Source organism: Sphaerimonospora thailandensis (assembly GCF_016863115.1).
Classification (GTDB): domain Bacteria; phylum Actinomycetota; class Actinomycetes; order Streptosporangiales; family Streptosporangiaceae; genus Sphaerimonospora; species Sphaerimonospora cavernae.
Window position 1 is genome coordinate 71648 of record NZ_BOOG01000030.1, and the last position, 21398, is coordinate 93045.

Annotated in this window: 23 protein-coding genes; 8 read left to right on the top strand and 15 right to left on the bottom strand. The window is 70.5% G+C overall.

Annotated features, from left to right (window positions below):
- Positions 1-57: 57 nt before the first annotated feature.
- The gene (locus Mth01_RS16970; RefSeq protein WP_204016831.1) at positions 58-567 is read right to left on the bottom strand and encodes an ATP-binding protein; all 510 of its coding nucleotides are present in this window, start codon (positions 565-567) and stop codon (positions 58-60) included.
- A 103-nt stretch (positions 568-670) separates the two neighbouring features.
- Positions 671-1585 (bottom strand): LysR substrate-binding domain-containing protein, encoded by a 915-nt coding sequence (locus tag Mth01_RS16975; protein ID WP_239089745.1) that lies wholly within the window; start codon positions 1583-1585, stop codon positions 671-673.
- Between the two features lie 270 nt (positions 1586-1855).
- Here Mth01_RS16975 and Mth01_RS16980 point away from each other — a divergent pair, with 270 nt between their 5' ends.
- From Mth01_RS16980 to rocD, 3 genes are all read left to right on the top strand, one after another.
- Complete coding sequence (locus Mth01_RS16980; RefSeq protein ID WP_204016833.1) at positions 1856-2287, top strand: Lrp/AsnC family transcriptional regulator; 432 nt, start codon at positions 1856-1858, stop codon at positions 2285-2287.
- A gap of 129 nt (positions 2288-2416) precedes the next feature.
- On the top strand, positions 2417-3253 hold the full coding sequence (ddaH, locus tag Mth01_RS16985) for a dimethylargininase (protein ID WP_239089746.1): 837 nt from the start codon (positions 2417-2419) through the stop codon (positions 3251-3253).
- Complete coding sequence (rocD, locus tag Mth01_RS16990; protein ID WP_204016834.1) at positions 3250-4467, top strand: ornithine--oxo-acid transaminase; 1218 nt, start codon at positions 3250-3252, stop codon at positions 4465-4467. The genes ddaH and rocD overlap by 4 nt, the downstream gene beginning before the upstream one ends.
- Positions 4468-4559: 92 nt before the next feature.
- Here rocD and Mth01_RS16995 read toward each other — a convergent pair whose 3' ends face one another.
- Positions 4560-5048 (bottom strand): MarR family winged helix-turn-helix transcriptional regulator, encoded by a 489-nt coding sequence (locus tag Mth01_RS16995; protein ID WP_204016835.1) that lies wholly within the window; start codon positions 5046-5048, stop codon positions 4560-4562.
- A gap of 47 nt (positions 5049-5095) precedes the next feature.
- On the opposite strand from Mth01_RS16995, the gene Mth01_RS17000 reads away from it, so the two are divergent.
- From Mth01_RS17000 to Mth01_RS17010, 3 genes are all read left to right on the top strand, one after another.
- On the top strand, positions 5096-6190 hold the full coding sequence (locus Mth01_RS17000; protein ID WP_204016836.1) for a substrate-binding domain-containing protein: 1095 nt from the start codon (positions 5096-5098) through the stop codon (positions 6188-6190).
- Positions 6191-6303: 113 nt separating this feature from the next.
- The gene (locus Mth01_RS17005) at positions 6304-7719 is read left to right on the top strand and encodes an APC family permease (RefSeq protein ID WP_204016837.1); all 1416 of its coding nucleotides are present in this window, start codon (positions 6304-6306) and stop codon (positions 7717-7719) included.
- Positions 7716-8726, top strand: a complete 1011-nt coding sequence (locus Mth01_RS17010) for an acetamidase/formamidase family protein (protein ID WP_204016838.1) — start codon at positions 7716-7718, stop codon at positions 8724-8726. The genes Mth01_RS17005 and Mth01_RS17010 overlap by 4 nt, the downstream gene beginning before the upstream one ends.
- Before the next feature lie 36 nt (positions 8727-8762).
- On the opposite strand, the gene Mth01_RS17015 is transcribed toward Mth01_RS17010, so the two are convergent.
- From Mth01_RS17015 to Mth01_RS17025, 3 genes are all read right to left on the bottom strand, one after another.
- Complete coding sequence (locus Mth01_RS17015; RefSeq protein ID WP_204016839.1) at positions 8763-9653, bottom strand: Gfo/Idh/MocA family protein; 891 nt, start codon at positions 9651-9653, stop codon at positions 8763-8765.
- A 99-nt stretch (positions 9654-9752) separates the two neighbouring features.
- A complete protein-coding gene (locus Mth01_RS17020) occupies positions 9753-10682 on the bottom strand; it encodes an NAD-dependent epimerase/dehydratase family protein (RefSeq protein WP_204016840.1) in 930 nt (309 codons plus the stop codon).
- A 45-nt stretch (positions 10683-10727) separates the two neighbouring features.
- On the bottom strand, positions 10728-11072 hold the full coding sequence (locus Mth01_RS17025) for a YrdB family protein (protein ID WP_204016841.1): 345 nt from the start codon (positions 11070-11072) through the stop codon (positions 10728-10730).
- 113 nt (positions 11073-11185) lie between these two features.
- Here Mth01_RS17025 and Mth01_RS17030 point away from each other — a divergent pair, with 113 nt between their 5' ends.
- The gene (locus Mth01_RS17030; RefSeq protein WP_204016842.1) at positions 11186-11884 is read left to right on the top strand and encodes a TetR/AcrR family transcriptional regulator; all 699 of its coding nucleotides are present in this window, start codon (positions 11186-11188) and stop codon (positions 11882-11884) included.
- On the opposite strand, the gene Mth01_RS17035 is transcribed toward Mth01_RS17030, so the two are convergent.
- Positions 11881-12789, bottom strand: coding sequence for a LysR family transcriptional regulator (locus Mth01_RS17035; RefSeq protein WP_204016843.1), 909 nt, complete (start codon positions 12787-12789; stop codon positions 11881-11883). The genes Mth01_RS17030 and Mth01_RS17035 overlap by 4 nt on opposite strands.
- A 71-nt stretch (positions 12790-12860) precedes the next feature.
- Here Mth01_RS17035 and Mth01_RS17040 point away from each other — a divergent pair, with 71 nt between their 5' ends.
- Positions 12861-13877 (top strand): YeiH family protein, encoded by a 1017-nt coding sequence (locus Mth01_RS17040; protein WP_204016844.1) that lies wholly within the window; start codon positions 12861-12863, stop codon positions 13875-13877.
- Between the two features lie 7 nt (positions 13878-13884).
- Here Mth01_RS17040 and Mth01_RS17045 read toward each other — a convergent pair whose 3' ends face one another.
- From Mth01_RS17045 to Mth01_RS17075, 8 genes are all read right to left on the bottom strand, one after another.
- Entirely contained in the window at positions 13885-14511 is a 627-nt protein-coding gene (locus Mth01_RS17045; RefSeq protein ID WP_204016845.1) for a hypothetical protein, read from the bottom strand.
- Positions 14502-15998 carry a hypothetical protein gene (locus Mth01_RS17050; RefSeq protein WP_204016846.1) on the bottom strand — a complete coding sequence of 499 codons (1497 nt, stop codon included), beginning with the start codon at positions 15996-15998 and terminating at the stop codon, positions 14502-14504. The genes Mth01_RS17045 and Mth01_RS17050 overlap by 10 nt, the downstream gene beginning before the upstream one ends.
- Positions 15995-16858 carry an ABC transporter ATP-binding protein gene (locus Mth01_RS17055; protein WP_239089747.1) on the bottom strand — a complete coding sequence of 288 codons (864 nt, stop codon included), beginning with the start codon at positions 16856-16858 and terminating at the stop codon, positions 15995-15997. The genes Mth01_RS17050 and Mth01_RS17055 overlap by 4 nt, the downstream gene beginning before the upstream one ends.
- Positions 16855-17688 carry a cupin domain-containing protein gene (locus Mth01_RS29785; protein ID WP_239089748.1) on the bottom strand — a complete coding sequence of 278 codons (834 nt, stop codon included), beginning with the start codon at positions 17686-17688 and terminating at the stop codon, positions 16855-16857. Before Mth01_RS29785 ends, Mth01_RS17055 begins: the two co-directional genes overlap by 4 nt.
- A gap of 5 nt (positions 17689-17693) precedes the next feature.
- Positions 17694-18278 carry an RNA polymerase sigma factor gene (locus tag Mth01_RS17060; protein ID WP_204016848.1) on the bottom strand — a complete coding sequence of 195 codons (585 nt, stop codon included), beginning with the start codon at positions 18276-18278 and terminating at the stop codon, positions 17694-17696.
- 100 nt (positions 18279-18378) lie between these two features.
- Entirely contained in the window at positions 18379-19812 is a 1434-nt protein-coding gene (locus tag Mth01_RS17065) for an FAD-dependent oxidoreductase (RefSeq protein ID WP_204016849.1), read from the bottom strand.
- Between the two features lie 132 nt (positions 19813-19944).
- Entirely contained in the window at positions 19945-20784 is an 840-nt protein-coding gene (locus tag Mth01_RS17070) for an SAM-dependent methyltransferase (RefSeq protein ID WP_204016850.1), read from the bottom strand.
- Between the two features lie 328 nt (positions 20785-21112).
- Positions 21113-21398, bottom strand: a 286-nt coding sequence (locus Mth01_RS17075; RefSeq protein ID WP_204016851.1) for an RloB family protein, incomplete at its 5' end; no start/stop codon positions are given.

Sequence of the window (21398 nt, forward strand, 5' to 3'; positions counted from 1 at the left end):
ACGGCTGGGCCCAATAGGGCTGGGCCGTACCGGCCTCAACGGACCCTCAACGGGCCCTCAACGGGCTCGGTCGTCGAACAGGGCCCACACGATCTTGCCGCTGCCGGTGAGGATCCACCCCCACGCGATGCTCAACGCGTCGACGAGGTGAAGGCCCCGGCCCGTCTCCGCGGACAGGTCGGGCTCCCTCGTCAGCGCCGGGACTCGTTCGCTGGCGTCGCTGACGCCGCAGCCGGTATGAAAGCGGCCGGTCGAATCGACGTGGTTCACCAACCTCAGCAGGATGGGCGGGCCGCAGGGATCTTGACAGTGGGGAGCGTGCCGGAGCGCGTTGGTCACCAACTCGGACACGACGACCTGGGCGTCGGGGACGAGCCGCAGGACGCCCCACCCGCGCAGCGTCCTGGCGGTGAATTCCCGGGCGAGGGCGGGAGAGACACTGCCGCCCTGGAGGACGCACACGACCGACGGCGGGACCTGCGGGCCTGCGACGTCGTCCTGTTCGAACATCGCGGCCAGCCACGAAGGCGCTGTCGCGGCTCCCGGCCCTGCCAGATCTGCGGTCATCGCGGTCCCTCAGGTCGTCACCTGTCACATGTGAGTTTCCCTGTCGTCGGGTATCTTGCCCTACGCCTTGCCGGTGCAAGCGCGCTTGCACGTGCAATTGTCGTCACTCGGGCATCGCGGCGAAGAACGCCGCGCACGTCTCGGCGAACGCCGTCGCGCGGGCCGTGGGCCGTACGCCGCGCACCGAGGCCAGCACGACGTCGAGCGGCGGCACCTCGTCGCTGATCGGCACGCTGACCACCCGGCCTCCGTCGTATGTCTGGTCCGTCGCCGCCCGCTGCGTGAGTATCGAATAGCCGTGCCCGCCCGCCACCAGCGACCGGGCCGTCTCATAGCTGGACGTGCGGAACCGCACCCGGGGCTCGCTGGCGTAGATCGTGCGGAAGTAGTCGCGGCTGCGCGGCAGGTCCAGCAGGATCATGGGCTCCCCCGCCAGGTCGGCCAGCGAGATGGCCTCGGCCTGGGCGAGCCGATGCCCGGGCGGCAGCAGCGCGTGCGGCTGGGCCTGGGTGAGCAGCCGAAGGTCGAGATCGAGGGCGAGGTCGGTCGCGTAGACCAGGGCGGCCTCGCACCGGCCGTCGAGCAGGGCGGCCTCCATGGCGGAGATCTCCCCCTCCATGACCGTGACCCGGACCCCGGGGAACCGGCCCGCGAACTCGCGCAGCAGCCGGGACAGATAGAACGGCGCGAGCGCGGTCAGGCAGCCGACGGCGAGCTCGCCGGTCAGCGAGCCGGCGAGTCCGCGGGCCGACTGGGCGAGCGCGGCGGCGTGGGACAGGAACTCCCGTGCCTCCACAAGGAACCGCTCCCCCGACCGGGTGAGCGACAGCCCCCTGGCGTGATGGCGGATCAGCAGTTGGACGCCGAGCTCCCGCTCTACCTGGGCGATGGCGGCCGAAATCGCCGACTGCGCCACCATCAGCTCTCTGCTGGCCGCGGTCATGCTGCCGAGCTCGGCCGCGGTCACGAAGTAACGCAGCTGGACGAGTGTGAAGTTGACGTCCGCCACGCAACCCATTGTGACCGTCGCAGTCGTGTACGGCTGCCGCAACCGGAAGGAACTTCGGCTGCTTTTCCGCTGACTTTCCTCGCGGATGATCAGGAGTTTCCCCGCTGCGAAATCCGAGTGCCGAGCGCGACGCCGACGACCATGGAGGCCGGCGTCACCGGCACAACCCCCCAAAAGCGTCAGGTGAGGCGTCGGTTCCGGCGAACACGACCGCAGGCGGCCCGCTCATGCCGCCTGCCGCGACGCGGATCGGGGCGGCGGACCGGTATACAGGTCGACGTGAAGGTGGACGAGTTGGACCGCGCCATCATCAGGGCTCTTGTAGAAGACGCGCGCGCAACATATGCCGAAATAGGCAATCAAGTCGGGCTGTCCGCTCCGGCGGTCAAACGCCGGGTCGACCGACTGGTCGCGACCGGCGCGATCACCGGGTTCAGCGCCCGGGTCGAGCCGTCTGCCCTCGGGTGGACGACTGAGGCGTACGTCGAGCTCTACTGCCGCGGCAAGACCTCGCCCGCGGAGATCGGAGCGGCGGCCGCCCGGCATCCGGAGGTCGTCTCGGCCTGCACGGTCACCGGCGAGGCCGACGCCCTGCTGCACATCCGCGCGACCGACGTACGGCACGTGGAGCGCGTCATCGAGCGCATCGCGGCCGAGCCGTTCGTGGTGCGGACCAAGAGCTCTATCGTCCTGTCCCGCCTGATCAGTTAACGGATCGCCGTAAGGGGGCCGAAGACGCAACCGATCCGCCTGAAGGCGCAACGAGCACGCATTGGTTACGCGGGTCCGGGTTCCTAACCTGAAGATCCGTTGACAACGGCGTTTTCGGATGGAGTATGGATGTCATTCGCGCCATCGGCTGAGATCACGAGACGTGACCGCACGAGCACGGTGCGGCATTATCTGATGTGCCGGCCGGAGTTCTTCACAGTCTCCTACTCCATCAATCCCTGGATGGACCCGGCGAAGGGCACGGACACGGCCGAGGCCGTACGGCAGTGGGAGAGCCTGCGGCGGGCGTACGAAAGCCTGGGCCACCGGGTGAGCCTGATCGACCCGATCGAGGGCCTGCCGGACATGGTGTTCGCCGCCAACGGAGCGCTGGTCGTCGAGGGCAGGGTCTACGGTGCGAAGTTCGCCCACGCGGAGCGGGCCGCCGAGGGCCCGGCCTATCTCGACTGGTTCAGGCAGCGGAGCTACGAGACGCTGGCGGCGTCCTTCACCAACGAAGGCGAGGGCGACTATCTGACGCTCGACGACGTGATCCTGGCCGGCACCGGCTTCCGTACGGACGTCGCCGCCCACATGGAGGCCCAGGAGTTCCTGGGCCGCCCGGTCGTCACGCTGCGCCTGGTGGACCCGAGGTTCTACCACCTCGACACCGCGCTGTTCCCGTTGGACGGGCACAACGTCGCCTACTACCCTGGGGCGTTCTCGGCCGGCAGCCTGCGCGTGCTGCAGCGGCTGTTCCCGGACGCCGTCATCGCCTCGGCCTCCGACGCGGAGGTGCTCGGCCTCAACGCGGTCAGCGACGGCGGGAACGTGATCGTCAACGCCGAGGCGACCGGGCTCATCCTGGAGCTCAAGCGCCGGGGCTTCGAGGTCGTCCCCGTGGACCTGAGCGAGCTGCGCAAGTCCGGCGGGGGTCCCAAGTGCTGCACTCTGGAGATCCGGTGAACAACACTCCTTCTACCGCGGAAGACTTCATCCGCATCAGCGAGACCCGCGGCGCGCACAACTACCATCCGCTGCCCGTCGTGCTCCACTCCGCCGAGGGCGCCTGGGTGACCGACGTGGCGGGCCGGCGTTTCCTCGACTGCCTGGCCGGATACTCGTCGTTGAACTTCGGCCACGGCAACCCTGCCATCCTGGCCGCGGCGCGCGAGCAGCTCGACCGGTTGACGCTGACCAGCCGCGCGTTCTTCCACGACCGGTTCGCCGAGTTCGCCACGAGTCTGGCCGACCTGTGCCGCAAGGACATGATCCTGCCGATGAACACCGGCGCCGAGGCCGTCGAGACCGCCATCAAGGTGGCGCGCAAGTGGGGCTACGAGGTCAAGGGCGTGGCCGCGGACCAGGCGAACATCATCGTCATGGAGGACAACTTCCACGGCCGCACCACGACGATCGTCGGCTTCTCCACCGACCCGGACGCCCATGGCGGCTTCGGCCCCTTCACGCCCGGATTCCGGATCGTGAAGTATGGCTCGGCCGAGGCGATCAGGGAGGCGATCGACGAGAACACGGTCGCCGTGCTCCTGGAGCCCATCCAGGGCGAGGCCGGCGTGCTGGTGCCGCCGGACGGTTATCTCGCCTCGGTCCGCGAGCTCTGCTCGGAGCAGGGGATCCTGTTCATCGCCGACGAGATCCAGTCCGGGCTCGGCCGCACCGGTGACACCTTCGCCTGCGACCACGAAGGAGTCACGCCCGACATCTACGTCCTGGGCAAGGCTCTGGGCGGCGGGGTGGTCCCGGTCTCGGCGGTGGCCGCGAACGCCGACGTGCTCGGCGTCATCCGACCGGGCCAGCACGGCTCGACGTTCGGCGGCAACCCGCTCGCCTGCGCGGTCGGCATCGCGGTCATCGAACTGCTGAAGACCGGTGAGTATCAGGCCCGCGCCCGCGAACTGGGCGCTCTGATGCACGAGCGGCTGGGCGAGCTGGTCGGGCACGGCGTGGTGGCGGTGCGCGGCCGCGGTCTGTGGGCGGGCATCGACATCGACCCGGCTCTCGGCAGCGGCCGCGAGATCAGCGAGGCGCTCATGCGCCGGGGCGTGCTGGCCAAGGACACCCACGGCTCGACGATCCGCCTCGCGCCGCCCCTCGTCGTCTCCCGTGACGACCTGTCCTGGGCCGTCGACCGGCTGGCCGAGGCATTGAGGGAGTGCTGAGGGAGTGCTGAGGGAGTGCTGACGGTGCGACGCCGTCCGCCCTCCAATGAGCGGGCGGCGTCGCCCCCGGTGCTCAGTCCCGGTGCTCGTGATCAGACTTCGAGAGACCGCACCAGATCTTCCAACTCGCGCATGAGCCGCTCGGTCCTGGCCGTGCCGTACGTCGCGAGGATGGCCCGCCGGTGCTCGGCGATCCCCGCCTCCAGGCGGCCGAGCAGGTCGCTGCCCCGGCCCGCGAGCAGGACCACCACCTTGCGGCGGTCCACGGGATCGCGCCCCCGGTAGACGAGTGCGTGATCGACGAGCCGGTCGACGGCCTTGGTGAGCGTGGGGTGCGGCATGAGCGCGGCCTCGGCGAGGTCGCCCATGGAGTGGCCGCGGCCGTCGGCGAGCGCCTGGAGGATCCGCCACTGCTCGACGCTGACCTCCTCGGCGGCGAGCGCGGCCGCCAGCCCCCGGTTGACGCTGCGCTCGGCGCGGCTCAGCAGGTAGGCGAGCGAGGAGCCGAGCCCGGACGAGCCCGCGGTCTTCGCCTGGGAAATCCGGACGGCGTCGTCGCCGCCGATCCCGGCCGTCACCATCGGTTGATCCTTTCGCTGACCCGTGCCGATGGACCATACTCTTCTCCGTGGCCGATCTTGCCGCGGCGCTCCTCGAGCCCCTGGAGGCACATCTGCTCAGGGCCGACACGCTGCGCGTCGCCCTGGTGGTGCCGGTCTCCGGCGTTCTCGGCCTCGTCGGCCCCTGTGCGATCAACTGCGCGACGCTGGCGGCGGCCGAGGTCAACGACGCGGGCGGGCTGCTCGGCAGGCCGGTGGAGCTCGTCCTGGTCGACGGTGGCCGGCCGCCCGCGCTGGTCGCCGAGGAGGTCGCCGCCCTTGCGTGGGGCGGAGCCGTACAGGCGGTCGTCGGCACCCACGCCAGCGACGTGCGGGTCGCGATCGAGAGCACGCTGCGGGGCATGATCCCGTTCGTGTACGCGCCGCCGTACGAAGGCGGCGTCCGCCGTCCCGGGGTCTACTTCCTCGGCGAGCCGGCCTCCCGGCAGGTCGGACCGGGGCTCGACTGGCTCATCGACCACCGGCGGGCCAGGCGCTGGTTCCTGCTGGGAAACGACTACGTCTGGCCGCGGCTGGTCCACGAGGCGGCGCGCGACCACCTGCTGTCCCGGTCGGCGACCGTGGTCGGGGAACGGTTCGTCCCGTTCGGCACGCGGGACATGGCGCGGCTGATCGACGAACTGGCCGCGGTACGGCCCGACGCGGTGCTGCTCAACCTCATCGGCAGCGACCTGGTCGCGTTCAACCGGGAGTTCGCGGCCAGCGGGCTCGGCTGCGCGCGACTGTGCGGAGCGCTGGAGGAGCACGGTCTGCTGGCGATCGGGGGCGACACCGGCGGGGAGCTCTACGCCGCCATGGGCTACTTCGACAGCATCACCACGGACGAAAACCTCGGCTTCCGGGAGCGCTACGTCCGGCGGTTCGGGCCGCAGGCGCCGCTGCTCAACGGTCACGGACATGGCTGCTACGAAAGCGTGCTCATGCTCGCGGCTCTCGCGGAGCGCGCCGGCGCCCTCGACGTACCGGCCATCGAGGCCGTCTCCGACGGCACCTCGATCGTCAGCGGCCGGGGGATCCTCACGCTTTCCGGACGGCACGTACGGCAGCGCGTGTACGTGGGACGCGCCAATGGTCTGGATTTCGATGTCGTGGCCTCCTGCTGACCTGCTCGTCTGCCGATAAGTAATGGTTTGCGCAAAAAAGTTTCCGGGGAAAACTTTTCTATTTCAAGGATTAGTCCTATCGTACGCTCTGCCCCCCACATGAAGGAGTACGAATGTCATCCCTCTCCGAGACGCCGGCCCCGGCGGCGTCCCCCTCCGGAGTGGAACGCTTCGGATACAAGCAGGAACTCAACAGGTCGCTGAGCTTCGCCGACCTGATGATCTACGGTCTGATCTTCATGGTGCCGATCGCGCCGTTCGGCATCTTCGGCGGCGTCTTCCAGTCATCCGGCGGGATGGTCGCGCTCGTCTACGCCATCGGCATGGTGGCGATGGCGTTCACCGCGCTGTCCTACGCACAGATGTCCAAGGCGTTCCCGATGTCCGGATCGGTCTACACCTATGCCGGACGTGGGATCGGCGCCCCGGTCGGCTTCCTCGCGGGCTGGGTCATCCTGGCCGACTACATCCTCGTTCCGGCCCTGCTCTACCTGGTGGCGAGCGCGGCGATGGCGTCGTTCGTGCCCGCCGTGCCCCTCTGGGCCTGGATCGTCATGTTCATCGTGCTCAACACGGTGGTCAACTCCCTCGGCATCAAGATGACCGCCCGGATGAACAAGATCATGCTGATCGGCGAGCTGATCGTCCTGGCGATCTTCCTGGTCATCGGCGTCGTCGCGCTCGCGCAGGGCAAGGGCCACGGCGACTTCTTCAGCCCGATCTTCGACTCCTCGACGTTCACCTGGGAGCTCGCGTTCGGCGCTGTTTCGATCGCGGTGCTGTCCTTCCTCGGCTTCGACGGCATCTCGATGCTCGCCGAGGAGAGCCGCGAGGACGCGCGCAAGCTCGGCCGGGCCATGGTCGGCGCGCTGATGCTGGCCGGCCTGCTGTTCATCACCCAGACCTGGGTGGCCTCGCTGCTCGTGCCGGACCGCGCCGGCCTGCTCGCCAACGGAGACCCGGAGGGCACGGCGTTCTACGCCGCCGCCGAGTTCGCCGGCGGCCACTGGCTGGGCGTGCTCACCGCCGTCGCCACCGCCATCGCCTGGGGCTTCGCCAACTCCCTGGTCGCCCAGGCCGCCACGTCGCGCCTGCTGTTCGCGATGGCCCGCGACCGGCAGCTTCCGCGGTTCCTCAGCAAGGTCGATCCCAAGCACAAGGCGCCGGTCAACGCCACGCTGCTGGTGGCCGCCGTCTCACTGATCCTCGGCATCTACATGTCCACACGCGACGACGGGATCGACCTGCTCAGCTCGCTCATCAACTTCGGCGCGATGACCGCGTTCCTCGCGCTGCACGTCTCGGTCGTCGTCCACTACTTCATCCGCAAGGGCAGCCGCGACTGGTGGCGGCACCTCATCGCCCCGAGCATCGGCTTCGTGATCCTGGTGTACGTCGTGATCAACGCCAAGGTCGCCGCGCAGACCGTCGGCCTGACCTGGCTGGCGCTCGGCATCGTCACGCTCATCACGCTGACCTCCCTCGGCCGTCGCCCCTCCCTTCCCGACGAGACGGAGGTCTCCGAGTGAACGTCGTCTCTTACCGGCCCAGGCCGGAAGAGCTGTCCTACACCTTCGGCGGACGGCCCGCCGTGGGCAGGATCACCCCGGGCACGGTCCTGGAGATCTACACCGAGGACTGCTTCGGCGGGCGGGTCCGCGGTCCCGAGGACCTGCCCTCGCAGGTCTGCGAGTTTCCGTACCTGAACCCGGTCACCGGGCCGTTCCATGTCGAGGGGGCCGAGCCCGGCGACACGATCGCTCTGCACTTCGTGTCGATCGAGCCGGCCCGCGACTGGGCGGTCTCCACCACGTTCCCGCACTTCGGGGCCCTCACCACGACCCACACCACGGCGATGCTGCACCCGCCGCTCGACGAGGTCGTCTGGATGTACGACGTCGACGTGGAGAAGGGGGTGGTCCGCTACCACGCGCGGCGCGGCGACTTCAGCGTCGAGATGCCGCTCGACCCGATGCACGGCACGGTCGGGGTCGCCCCCGCGGCGTTCGAGTCACGGATGACGATCACTCCGGACGCGCACGGCGGCAACATGGACACCCCCGAGCTACGGGCCGGCGTCACCCTCTACCTGGGGGTCAACGTCGAGGGCGGGCTGTTCTCCGTCGGTGACGGGCACTGCCGACAGGGCCACGGCGAGGTCTGCGGCACCGCCGTGGAGGCCGCGATGAACACCGTCGTCGCGGTCGAGCTCGTCAAGGGCGTCGCCACGCCGTGGCCGCGCCTTGAGGACGACGACCACCTGATGGCCACCGGTTCCGCCAGGCCGCTGGAGGACGCCTACCGCATCAGCCAGCACGACCTCGTCACCTGGACGGCCTCGCTCACCGGGCTCGACACGCTCGACGCCTACCAGCTCGTCAGCCAGGGCGGCGAGGCCCCCGTGGGCAACGTGGTCGACACCAACTACACGATGGTCGCCAAGCTGCCCAAGGCGTACCTGGGCCGCCCGGAGGCGTACGAGTCGGCCCACGCCCGGCTGCGCTCCCTCGGCGAGCGGTACCTGTCCTCCCGGTGACCCCCTCCCCCAGATGATCCAGGCCGCCGCCGGCGCTCAGCCGGCGGCGGCCAGCACGATGTCCTCGCAGATCGCGTGGGTGACGAGGGCGTCGTCCGCGCCGATCGTACGGCCCTGCCGTACCGCGTCGAGGAACGCGCCGCAGGCCTGCTCGATGCCGCGCTGCCGGGCCACCGGGATCCAGTCGCCCCTCCTGGTGAGGATCTCGCCCCCGGCATGGTCGATCACGTCGCCGAGGTTGACGACCCTCCGCTTCGCGTCGCCGCCCATGACCTCACAGGTCTCCTCGACGGCGCCGCTGACCCTGCTCATCACACCGATCGCGGTGAACCCGTCGCCGCTGAGCTGAAGCGTGACGTGCTCGAGCAGCCCGTCGCGCACCCGGGTCCTGATGACCGTGTCCGTCATCTCCGCCGGAGCGAGGAAGCGCAGCGTGTCGACGACGTGGACGAAGTCGTCGAAGATCACCTTGCGGGGGTCGTCGGCCAGGCCCGAGCGGTTCTTCTGCATGACGACCAGGTCGCGTGGCAGATCCCTCAGCCCGACATAGCCGGGGGCGTACCTCCGGTTGAAACCGACCATCAGCGACCTGTCCCGCTCCCGCGCCAGCCGTACGAGCTTGTCGGCGTCGGCGAGATCGTAGGCGAGCGGCTTGTCGACGTAGACGTGCACGCCCGCCTCCAGCAACGCCGTCACGATCGGCACGTGCGCCTCCGTGGCGGCGTGGACGAACGCCGCGTCGATCCCCGCGCCGATCAACTCGTCGACCGACGTGAACCTGGGGCCGATCCGGTAGGCGTCGCCCAGCCGGTCGAGGACCTCCCGGTCGCGCGTGCACAGGTGCGGCTCGATGCCCGCCGTGGCCGCCAGCACCGGCAGGTACGCCTTGCGCGCGATGTCCCCCAGCCCAATGATCCCGATTTTCATATGGAGAGCTTAATTACCGCTCCGCCAACCGGAAGTCGGCCAGCGTCTCGCTCGGCAGCGGCACTCCCTGCTAACCCCGGACCGTCCAACGCTGTGATCTCATTGGTTGCGCCACCAGGAGATGGTTTCCTTCAGTGCCTCGTCCAGCGGTGTCGGGGAGAGACCGAGGGCGGCCTCCGACGCCGAGGAGTCGAGGACGAACGGCCGGTCGAACTGGTAGCGGAGCTCCAGCAACTCCCTGATGAACGGCACCGCCAGGCCGGCCGCGGCGAGCATCCAGCCGGGGATCCGCCTCAGACGGGGAGTGGAGGCGCCGGCGAGCAGGCACAGGCGTTCCGCCATCTGCCGCATGGTCATCGCCGGGCCGGTGGGTACGTGCCAGGCCCGGCCCCAGGCCCGCTCCTCGGCCGCCGCGGCCACCAGAGCCCGCGCGACGTCGGGCAGGTAGGTCCAGCTGTGCGGGATGTCCGGGTTCCAGGGCACCGTCGCGGACTTGCCGGACAGCAGCGGCGCGAGCAACCGCCCGCCGAAGTACGACTGGTCCGAGGCGTGCGGGCCGAAGTAGTCCGAGCCACGCACCTCGGTCACCCGCACCCGGCCTGCCCGATGCGCGGCGAGCATGTCCTCCCACATCCGGGCCCGAACCCTGCCCTTGACGCCGGTGGAGGCCAGGGGCAGGTCCTCGGTCATCGGACCCTCGACCGGGCCGTAGCCGTAAAGATTGCCGAGCGTGACCAGGACCGCCCCGCTCGCCTCGGCCGCCGACAGCAGCGAGGCCGCGATCGGCGGCCAGTCCCGGACCCACTGGTGGTATCGCGGGTTGGCACAGTTGTAGAGAGCGCCGGCCCCCTCGGTGATCCGCCGCATCGTCGCGGCGTCACCGGCGTCGGCGGCGACCAGCGTGACCCCGGCCCCGCGTGGGCCGGATCCGGATCGGGTGACGACCACGACCTCGTGGCCCGACTCCGCCAGCAGTTCCGCCACCTGGCCGCCGACCTGTCCGGCCCCGACGATGACGTGCTTCCCCATGATCTTCTCCTTCTGTGACGTACGTGTGTGACGTAGGCGCGGGCGTCAGACCTGGTGCCAGACGAGCCGCAGGACGGCGTTGACGATGTAGAGCGCGAAGAAGACCGCAGCGGCGGTGACGAGCCCGGAGGCGGCGAGCGCGCCGGCGCCGATCCCGAACCAGGCGATCTCGAACACGGCGCGGGCGAGTCCGTGGAGTTGGAAGGGCGCCTTGCCTCCGGCCATGAACAGCCCCCACAGCGTGGCGAGCGCCGCCGGGGCGCCCAGCCCGGCGAGGATCCTGACCACGAGTCCCGCGTCCAGGGTGAAGCCCCAGCGGCCCGCCGAGAACAGCACGCCCAACTCCAGCAGGAAGGTCAGGGCGAGGTTCGCCCCCTTGACGACCGACATCGGATCTCCTTCATGTTCGCCGCTCCTCAACGAGAGCAATGCTCTCCCGTGAGAGCGGTCACTGTCAAGAGCGGTGCTCTCGTTTATCGCAGGTGCTCTGATAACGTGGGCGCATGAACGCGAGTCGTACCGCACGGGAGCGGGTGAGGGCGGAGCTGATCCGCGAAATCACGGACATCGCACGACGCCACCTGGCGACCGAGGGTGCCGCCGGGCTGTCGCTGCGTGCCGTGGCCCGTGAAATGGGGATGGTGTCCTCGGCGATCTACCGGTACTTCCCCAGCCGGGACGACCTGCTCACCGCGCTGATCATCAATGGGTACAACGCGGTCGGCGAGGCCGTGGAGAAGGCCGACGCGGCCTGCCCGCGCGAGGACTTCACCCGGCGCTGGCTCGCGGTCTGCCGGGCCGTACGGGACTGGGCCCTGGCGCACCCGCATGAGTACGCCCTGCTGTACGGATCACCGGTGCCCGGCTATCGCGCCCCGGCCGACACGATCGGGCCGGCGTCCCGTGACACGATCGTCTACGGCCGCATCATCGCCGAGGCACACCGGGAAGGGCGGCTGGCGCCGCCGCCGATGTGCCCGGAGCCGCCGGCCGTCCTGTCACCGGACATCGAGGCGGTCCGGACGATGATGCCCGGCGTCCCCGGCGACGTGGTCGCCCGCGCCGTCATCGCCTGGACCAGCCTGTTCGGCATGGTCAGCTTCGAGCTGTTCGGCCAGTTCAACAACGTGATCGAGCACCGCGCCGAGCTGTTCGAGCACAACATGGCCTGCCTCGCCCGGCTCCTCGGGCTTTCCGGCTAGCTCTCCGCCCGGGACGTGGCGGCGAGCCGGACGAGCTCGGCCGCCGGCCCGGCCAGCCGGGTCCGGCCGCGCCACACGGCGCTGAGCGCCCGTCTCAGGTCCAGACCCCGTACGGGCACCTCGATCAGGCGGCCCTCGCGCAGCTCCGCGGCGACCGCGAGCACGCTGAGCACGGCGGGCGCGACACCGGTCTCCACCGCCACCTTCACCGCGGCGTTCGACGACAGCTCGAGGGCCGGCGCGGCGACCTCCCACCCCGCCAGGACGCGGTCGAGGGTATAGCGCGTCCCAGAGCCCGGCTCGCGTACCACCAGCGGCGTCGAGGCCAGGTCGGCGACCTCCAGGGGGGCACCGCGGCGCGCCGCCCACGGGTGCCTCGGCGCCACCACCACGACGAGCCGGTCCTGGGCGACGTGATAGCCCGTCAGCCCCTGCGGCACGGACGGCGACTCGACGAACCCCACATCGATCTCACCCTCCTGGACCATCTGGCAGACCACGTTCGAGTTGACCACGCGCAGCCCCACCTCGACCTCCGGCAGCGCCCGGCGCAGCGCCACAAGCCAGCCGGGCATGAGGTATTCGGCGATCGTCATGCTCGCGGCGACCCGCACGGAAACGTCGCGCCGGCGGCGCAGGGCCTGTACGCCCTCGAGCAGGTCACCTGCCGCGGCCAGCGTCGCACGGGCCCAGTCGATGACGACCTGGCCCTGCGGGGTGAGCCGCGATCCGGTCGTCGAGCGGTGCAGCAGCGGCACGCCGAGCTCCCGCTCCAGCGTGTCGAGGCGGCGGCTGGCCGACGCCTGCGTGATGCCGTGCAGCTTCGCCGCCTTTCCGAGGCTGCCCTGCTCCGCGACGAGGAGCAGCAGTTCGAGGCTGTCCAGATCAGGCCACCGTACAGTCATGCACTTACCGTATGAGGCACTGCGAAAGTGGTGGCTACCGGAGCATAAAGGACTTCGCGACGATCGCGTACATGACGTTGACTGCCGATCCACTGCGAGCCGCCGCCCCCCGTTCCGTACTGCCAGGGCTGCTCACAGCCGCGATCGGAGTCGCCGTGGCCCTCGCGATCAACTGGCTCGTTCCCGCCGTGAGCCCGCTGATGGCGGCGCTCGTCCTCGGCGCACTCATGACCAACCTCGGCGTGCGCTCCCCGGCCATGCGGCCCGGTCTGGCGTTCGCCACCAGGCAGCTCCTCCGGCTCGGGATCGTGGTCCTGGGCGCGCAACTCGCCGTGCCCGACGTCCTCGCCCTGGGACTCCCGGTGCTGCTGCTGGTCGTGGTGACGGTCACCGCCACCTTCTTCGGCACGCAGTGGCTCGGTCGCAGGCTCGGACTCGGACGAGAGCTGTCCCTGCTCGTCGCCACCGGCTTCTCCATCTGCGGCGCGGCGGCGGTCGCAGCAATGGACGGCGTGGCCGACAGCGACGAGGAGGACGTCATGACCGCCGTCGCCCTGATCACGTTGTACGGCTCACTCGCGATCGTCGCGCTGCCCCTGGCCCAGGGCGTACTGCACCTGCCGGTGGAGACGTTCGGCATCTGGGCGGGCGCCAGCGTGCACGAGGTGGCCCAGGTGGTGGCCGCCGCTCAAGCGGTCGGCGCGGCCGCGCTCACCACGGCCGTGGTCGTCAAGCTGACCCGGGTGGTGCTGCTCGCCCCGCTGATCGCCGGGGTCAGCCTGTGGCGTCGCCGTACGGCCGGGGCCGTCGAGGGCAGGCGGCCGCCCATAGTGCCGGTCTTCGTCGTCGGCTTCCTGGCCATGGTTGCCCTGCGCAGCCTCGACGTCCTGCCGGCCGCGGTGCTGCCGCCGCTCAAGACGGCCGAGACGCTGCTGTTCACCGCCGCGCTGTTCGGCATGGGAGCGGCGGTACGCCTGCGGACCCTGCTGCGCACCGGCCGCCGGGCGGTCGTCCTCGGCGCCCTGTCAACCGTCCTGATCGCACTCGTCGCCCTCGCCGGAGTCGCCTTCCTCGGCACCCCCGTGTGACCGCTCTTCACCGGGTCCCGCGTGGCCCCCGGCCGGTCACGTCCAGTGCGACCAGCAGGAGCACCAGCGCGGCGGACCACCCGTAGTGCACGACCTCCCAGGTGGGCCTGTCGGGATAGAGCCACGGCCAGTACGGCCCGTGCAGGACCAGCGTGACCGAGAACACGCCCAGCAGGCCGCCCATCCCGGCCAGCACCGCCGCCCTGCCCTGGTAGAAGCGTGCGGCGACCGACACCGCCAGCAGCCCGGCCACTATGCAGGTCGCGGCCTCCACCGCCATTCCGGGAAGCCTGAGGACGCCGCCCTCCGGGAGCCGCGCCACCGCGATCGCGCAGGTAACCGCCCACCACGCCCCGGCGGTCAGGCCACCGGCCAGACAGCGGATCCGGTGACGGAGTCCACGCGAGACCGGGTTGGCGGCCGTGGCCGCGGCCATTTCGTCGAGCACGGTGAACCCTGCCGCCGCGCCCAGCAGCGGCCCCATCATCCTGAGCAGGGTGAGGGAGTCGCCGGAGTCCAACGGAGAGCCCGCGTCGAGCAGGCCGATCATGGCGATGGCGAGGACCCCGGTGACCAGCAGGGGAGCCCAGGCGATCGCCCGCATCAGCGGCCGGAACAGGCAGATCACAAGCACGACTGTCCCTTCACCGGCTCGGCGGGGACCTTCTCGGCTGGGGAGAGGTCGCGCAGTCCGAGCAGCGGCAGCGCCTGCTCGATCGTGGTCCGGGGAGACACCAGCGTCTCCCAGTGTGCCCAGATGCGCTCCCGCGTGTCCGGTGTGGTCAGCAGCCTGCGTGCGTAGCCCAACTCGGCCGGGCCGTACCGAATCTTCAGCGGGAACGGTCCCCGAGTGACGATTGAGGTGCCGATCTGGACCTCCTTTTCCTCGGGAAGGGTCGGCGGGACGACCTGCCCGATCAGCCAGAGCGTCACCACCGTCCGCGCCTGGCCGTGTCCGTCGCACCACCCGCCGCGCCGCAATCCCACGTGTGTCACCTTGCGGATGAGGTCGGACGCGAGATTCGCGCGCAGGTCGTCCTCACCCCCGGCACGCCCCCACACCATCCCCGCGCGGACGGAAGATTCGCTGTACGGCTCGTAGAGGAACCAGCTGCCGGTGCCCTGCCGGACGACCGGCAGACCGGCCCGCTTCGACGGAGGCAGCGCCTCGGCCACCGGCTCGATGGCGGAGGCCCACCGCGGGATCCAGGACACATAGTCGGGGAAGGCGCAGTAGGTGATCAAGCCGTGTTCGCGGCACTGCTGGGCATCGGTCGTCAGGTAGCGCTCGCGGATCTGGGCGGGCAGCGGTTGCCTCCGCGCCTGTTCCGTGTTGACAGGGTGGAATCGGAGCTCGTTCATCTCGGGGCCGGGGGCCTGCGCGGAGGCGACGGCCCCGGCGGGTACGGCGACCGCCGCCGCGGTCACCGCGCCGATCACCCGCACCGGACTGACCCCGTGCCGCAGCAGCGCCAGCGCCGCCAGCAGCACCGTGGCGGCCGCGAGATAGATCACGTGCAGCCCGGACGGCCGGTCCGGCCAGTCCGGCGCATGGAATAGCACGACCGGCAGGAACCAGTCGCCGTAACCGCTCTGGTTGCCGTTCAGGTAGGTGAAAGCCCCCAGCAGGAACACCGTCACCGGTACGGCGACCAGCCACCGGACCCACCGTGCGAGCAGGGCGCCGAGCGCCGCGGCGAACGGCACCGCCAGCACCCCGGCCAGCGCCTCGTAGGGGTCCAGCGTCCCGGCCACCGGCCCCATCACCCAGCGGACGGGCAGGTAGACAGCCATCACCAGGGCCGCGATCCCCGTCCCGACGACCACGGCCGCGGCGACAGCCGCCCAGGTCCGGACCGCGGCCCGGCCGGGCAGTGCGCCCAGCGTCTCCGGAAGGCCGCCGCGGGTGTCGCGCGAGGCGGCGAGATTGGCCGCGAGCAGCGCCGCCGCCGCGAGCAGCAGCATGCTCCCCGACATGCTCGTCGGATCGGTGGTGAAGTCCGGCAGCCACTGCCACACGGCCAGCAGCCGCAGACCGAGGGAGAGCACGGCGGCACCCCACAGCAGGGGACTGCGCAGCAGCCTGCGGACCTCGAACTGGAACAGCGCCCGCATGCTCACGCCGCCCCCTCCCCCGCGTTCGCCGATGTGGCGCCGAGCAGCAACAGGTAGCCGTCCTCGATCGCCGGCGCAACGGTCTCCCCGCTCGGCGGGCACTCGCCCAGCGTCCGGTAGCGGCCGTCGGCCGTACGCCAGAACAGGGTCGAGGCGGCGGGCGGAGTGTCGGAGATCCACACCCGCCCGGCCGCGACCCCGGCGAGCTCCTCCGGTGTACCGTCGAACACGACGCGACCTGCGGTCAGCACGATCACGCGCTCGCACAGGGCCGCGACGTCCTCGGTCTGATGGGTCGACAGCAGCACGGTACGGCTCTCGCCCAGCCTGGAGGCGAGGGCGCGGAAACGCATGCGCTGCTCGGGATCCAGGCCCACCGTCGGCTCATCGAGAACGAGCAGGTCCGGGTCGGCGATCAGGGTCTGGGCCAGGGCCAGCCGCTGCTTCATGCCGCCGGAGAGCTTGCGCACCTTCGTCCGCGCCCGGTCGGCCAGCTCCACCTCGGCCAGCACGCGGCGTATCTCTCGGTGCCTCCGCGAGCGGTCGGTCAGCTCTTTGAGGATCGCGACGTAGTCCAGCAGCTCGAAGACGGTGAAGTGCGGGTAGAACCCGGGATCCTGCGGCAGGTAGCCCAGGCGACGGCGCAGAGCCGTACGCTGCTCGTGGCGAGCCGGGTCCAGGCCGAAGGCGCTGATCTCACCGGCGTCGGGGGCGAGGGTGGTGGCCAGGCAGCGCAACAGGGTGGTCTTGCCCGCGCCGTTCGGGCCGAGCAGCCCGGTCACGCCCGGGCCGACCCTGAGGTCGACATTGTCGAGCACGGTGGTCCGCCCGAATCGCTTGGCAAGTCCTCTGACCTCTACGGTCACTGATGTTCTCCGGGGGCGAGGCGGCGATGCCGCAGACAGACGAGGGGAAGCATGACGAGCACGGCGACGCCGTACAGGCCCTGGGCGGCCGGCTGGAACGGCAGGAACCGGTCGTGGAGCACGCCGTCGCAGATCAGGACCGCGCCGAACCATCCGGCGGCCAGCAGGGAGCCCGCCAGGAGCGGCGGCAGGTGCCCGGACAGCACGAGCATGCCCAGGCTGAGCGCCAGCGCGGGCAGCAGCCAGGCGGCGCTCGCCCCGAGCGGGCCGGGAAACAGCAGCGTCGCCCCGGCGGTCAACCCCAGCGCCACGGTGAGCACCGCGACGGCACGCAGCAGGAACAGGCGGGACCCGGACAGCGGGGTGGCGGCCTGCATCTCGTAGGCGGGATCGACAGCCCGGCCGTACGCCATCGCGACCCCCGCCACCGGCAGCACCGGCGCGACCACCAGGAAGGCCAGCAGCGCGTCCGGATCACCCGAGGTGACGCGGGCCGAACCGACCGCGAACCCCAGCACGCTGATCACGGCCACCAGCCAGGCCCGGCTGAGGGACGGCGTGGCCGACAGCAGGCCGGCCACGTGCTCCGGCACGCCGAACCGGCACAGGACCCGCACGCCGAGCCCCGGCCACGGCCGGTCCACCACGTCCTCGATCCGCTCCCAGCTCTCCGCCAGCCACTCCGGTTCGTACGGCAGGGCCGTACGGCAGCCGCCGCATCGGGCGAGGTGGGCCTCAACCGACATGACCTGCACCGGGTCCAGGCCGCCCGTCGCGTAGCGCCGTACCAGATCGGCCGGCGGGTGCCAGACCGCGCTCATTTCACTCATGCCGCTCATGCGAGAAATCCCCTCAGCTGGGCTTTCGCCCGCATGACGCGGGTCTTGACCGTGCCTTCGGGGATGCCGAGGAGCTGGGCCGCCTCCCGCGTGGTGAGGCCGTCGAGGACGGTGGCCTGGATGGCGGCGCGCAGCTCCGGGGAGAGCCTGGCCAGCGCCGTTCCCAGCTCGCCGTGCTCGACGCCGACCAGGACCGCGTCCTCGGCCGACTCGACGACCGGGCGGACTCCCACCGTGTCCTCAAGCCGGGCGAGCGGCGGGATCGTCGCGGTTCTGCGCAGCGACGAGATCAGCCTGCGGACCGCGATCGTCCAGATCCAGGCCGCCGCGTCCCCTTTGGTCGGGCGGTAGCGGTGCGCGTCGCGCCACACGGCCACGAATGCGTCCTGGATCGCCTCGTCGACCAGGTCGGGATCGGCGCAGCGGCGGGACAGCCGGACCCGCAGCCAGGGCGCATGCCGCCGGTGCAGGATCTTCAGCGCCTCGGTTCGCTCGGCCGCGACGGCCAGGAGAAGCTCGGCGTCGTCGCTGTCGGAACCGATCGGGGGCGGTTCCCGGCGTCGGGCGAAAAATCGATGCACACCCTCCCTATCGCGCCACCGCCCCCGTCCGGTTCCCTCTGGATTTCATGCCGGGCAGGTCGCCGGGCTCTCCGTCCTGCCCGGCGATTCGCCGGTGTGGTCAGTCGGCGGCGTGACGGCCGGCGACCCGTCCGAAGGCGAGGGCGTCGGCGATGTGGAACCCGCCGTCCTTCGCCCAGCTGTAGGTCGAGCTCACCGACCCCGCGGCGTACAGGCCGGGAATGACCGAGCCGAACGGGTCGAGCACCCGGCAGTGTTCGTCACGGCGCGGGCCGCCGCTCGTCCAGCCCAGCAGGGGCGCCGACTCGAAGGCGTAGAACGGGCCCTCGTCGAGCGGGGTGAGGCTCTCGGGTCTGCGCCCGAAGTGGTCGTCGCGGCCGGCGGCGCAGGCGGCGTTCCAGCGGCTGACCGTCTCGGTGAGGGTCTCCGGGTCGAGTCCCAGCCCGACGGCGAGCTCCGCGACGGTGTCGGCACGCCGGATCCAGCCGCGGTCGATCTCGGCCTGGTTGTCGGGGCTCCAGTCGTAGCCCTCCATGAGCAGCTGCCAGCCGACCGGCAGGTACATGCGCGGCGGGCAGAGCGGCCCGGCGCGACGCGTCCGCTCATCGAACACGACGTACGCCGCCCGCACCGGGTGCAGCTCATCGCGGCCGTGCACCCGGGCCTGGCCGTGGCCGCCGAGCGCCGGGGCCTCGTCGACGAATCTCCGTCCGTCATCGGCGACCCAGATGAATCCCGTCGCGGGAGGCCTGATGAAGAACCCGCTGTGCGAGCCTGGGACGCGGATCCCCGTGAACGCGGCCATGTTGTCCATGTGCCACAGGTCGGCCCCGGCCTTCTGCGCCATCCGGTGTCCGTCGCCGGTGCCCGCCGGGCTGCCCCAGACCGGACACGGCGGGAGCCGGAGGTAGTCGCGCACCATGGCCGGATCGTTCTCGAAGCCGCCGGTGGCGAGCACCACGCCGCGCCGGGCCCGCACCCGCAGTCGCCCGCCGTCCTGCTCGGCGACGACGCCCACGACCGCGCCGCCGTCCGTGATCAGCTCCCGGCCGGGGGTCGCGTAGCGGATCTCGATGCCGCGGGCGCGTACGGCGTCGGTGAGGAACTGATAGAGCACCTGGTCGCCCATCCGGCCCTCGATGCTGCGGTAGCCGCCGTAGCAGTCCGCGCCGTCGAGGTGCGGGTATTCGGGGGTGTAGACCCCGTTCGCGACCACGTTGCCGCCGAGGCTCTCCATCCATTTGGAGTTGAGCCGGGTTTCCTCCGCCCATACGCGGATGACTTCCTCGGGCACCGGGAAGTCCCCGCACAGGTTCCGCAGATAGACGGCGGCGCGGTCGGCGTCGAGGTTCTCGAACCAGCTGCCGCCCGACACCCGGGTGTTGCCGCCGGCGGTCTCCGGCGGGCACTTCTCCAGGATCAGGACCTCGGCGCCGGCGTCATGCGCCGCGATGGCGGCGGCGCAACCGGCCGCGCCGCCTCCGAGGACCACGACATCGGCCTGCCGGTCGTACCGCTGCTGGGATGGCTCCATCCTCGCTCCGTCCGCTTCGGGCCCGCCGACGACCCCGTGGGCGACGGCCTTACAGGTGGACGGGATCGTAGCCAGGACATCGCGGTGGCCCGATGCCCATCCCAATCAGCGGGAGGGGCCGAACCTCGCGGATCACGGCAGCGGCGCGAGTTGAGCCACACCCCCGGCGAAATACCCGCTCCGGGGCAGCTCGTCCAGGTGGTAGAGGTGTCCGTCCGGACGCCAGTGGGAGACGGGCACCACGCCTTCCCCGGTAAGTCGGAATCCGTCGAACATGGCGGTGATCTGCTCTATGGAGCGGGCGTGGATGCGCATGTTCGCCCGCTCGTAGACGGCGAGGACCTTGCGCTGCTCTTCCGGGCTCATCTGCCCCGGGGCGGCATGGGTGATCACCACATGGCTTCCCGGGGGCAACCAGGCACGGAGTGTGTCGAGGATGTGGCGCACCTGCGGTTCAGGGATGAAATGCAGCAGGGCGACCATGACCACCGCGACGGGCTGACTGCGGTCGAACGACTCGACCACATCGGGGTGGGCCAGCATGGCATCGGTGTCGCAGACGTCGGCGTGCACCATGCGCACCAGCCCTTCCGGATGCCGGGCCAGCAGCGCCCGGCCGTGGACGACCGCGATCTCGTCGCTGTCGACGTACACGACCCGGCCATCGGGCGCGATCCGGTGCACGACCTCGTGGACGTTCTCCCCGGTCGGCAGGCCGGAGCCGAGATCGAGAAACTGGCGCACTCCCGAGTCGGCCAGGTGCCGTACGGCCCGGATCAGGAAGTCCCGGTTCTCCCGCGTCCGCTGACGCATGTCGGGCACGATCTTGACCAGTCCCTCGGCGGCGGCCCGGTCGGCGGGAAAGTTGTCCTTGCCGCCGAGCAGGTAGTCGTAGATCCGCGCGGCATTGGGCACGGCGGGGTTGTACGCCCCACCTTCCGCCGCGGTCGGGGCCGGAACGTCGTTGCTCATAGCGCGAAGATTCCTTCCTCCACTGTGACGGCGCCTCCTGCAGCAGGCGGGCCGGCTCCCAGTTCGTCAGGGGTGACCGTTGCCCAGCTTGAACGGCGCGGAGCAGGGCATGATCGCATCCTAATCGATCAAGAGCTCACCACAACAGGCGCGGCATCCCCTTCCACCTCAGCCACCACGGCACGGCAGCCGGTGATCCCGGATCGTGCACCTCGACACGCCCATCCGTTCGGCGACTCCGGCCCCCCCGTCCCGGCCTCACCCCAGGCACGGACGAGGGCGCACCACCGCCGGGCATGCGAGCACCGCTGCCGGACATCTCGACGAGCTATTCGCCTTCAAGTCTCCACAGCAATTTATACATCCCCGAGGATGGATTATCATGTGGAAATTTTGTGCCATCCTGATCATGTCGCATATCCAGACGTCCGGCACGTCGGGCCGCCTTTTTCCGTAAAGGCATGTAAACAGCGGGATCGATCGTTTTTCCCGCCCGACCGTCCAATGAACGGGAGAGACTTTCCGCCGAATCCGTGTCCACAAATGCACCACAGTCCCGATAGTGCAAAATTAGCCACAGCTCGAAACATGGGTTAGATATCGCAAGGTTTATC

Coding starts and splice junctions, on each gene's coding strand:
- Mth01_RS16970 (WP_204016831.1), bottom strand. CDS start 567: ATGACCGCAGATCTGGCAGGGCCGGGAGCCGCGACAGCGCCTTCGTGG.
- Mth01_RS16975 (WP_239089745.1), bottom strand. CDS start 1,585: ATGGGTTGCGTGGCGGACGTCAACTTCACACTCGTCCAGCTGCGTTAC.
- ddaH (WP_239089746.1), top strand. CDS start 2,417: ATGTCATTCGCGCCATCGGCTGAGATCACGAGACGTGACCGCACGAGC.
- Mth01_RS16995 (WP_204016835.1), bottom strand. CDS start 5,048: ATGGTGACGGCCGGGATCGGCGGCGACGACGCCGTCCGGATTTCCCAG.
- Mth01_RS17005 (WP_204016837.1), top strand. CDS start 6,304: ATGTCATCCCTCTCCGAGACGCCGGCCCCGGCGGCGTCCCCCTCCGGA.
- Mth01_RS17015 (WP_204016839.1), bottom strand. CDS start 9,653: ATGAAAATCGGGATCATTGGGCTGGGGGACATCGCGCGCAAGGCGTAC.
- Mth01_RS17020 (WP_204016840.1), bottom strand. CDS start 10,682: ATGGGGAAGCACGTCATCGTCGGGGCCGGACAGGTCGGCGGCCAGGTG.
- Mth01_RS17025 (WP_204016841.1), bottom strand. CDS start 11,072: ATGTCGGTCGTCAAGGGGGCGAACCTCGCCCTGACCTTCCTGCTGGAG.
- Mth01_RS17030 (WP_204016842.1), top strand. CDS start 11,186: ATGAACGCGAGTCGTACCGCACGGGAGCGGGTGAGGGCGGAGCTGATC.
- Mth01_RS17035 (WP_204016843.1), bottom strand. CDS start 12,789: ATGACTGTACGGTGGCCTGATCTGGACAGCCTCGAACTGCTGCTCCTC.
- Mth01_RS17040 (WP_204016844.1), top strand. CDS start 12,861: ATGACGTTGACTGCCGATCCACTGCGAGCCGCCGCCCCCCGTTCCGTA.
- Mth01_RS29785 (WP_239089748.1), bottom strand. CDS start 17,688: ATGAGTGAAATGAGCGCGGTCTGGCACCCGCCGGCCGATCTGGTACGG.
- Mth01_RS17065 (WP_204016849.1), bottom strand. CDS start 19,812: ATGGAGCCATCCCAGCAGCGGTACGACCGGCAGGCCGATGTCGTGGTC.
- Mth01_RS17070 (WP_204016850.1), bottom strand. CDS start 20,784: ATGAGCAACGACGTTCCGGCCCCGACCGCGGCGGAAGGTGGGGCGTAC.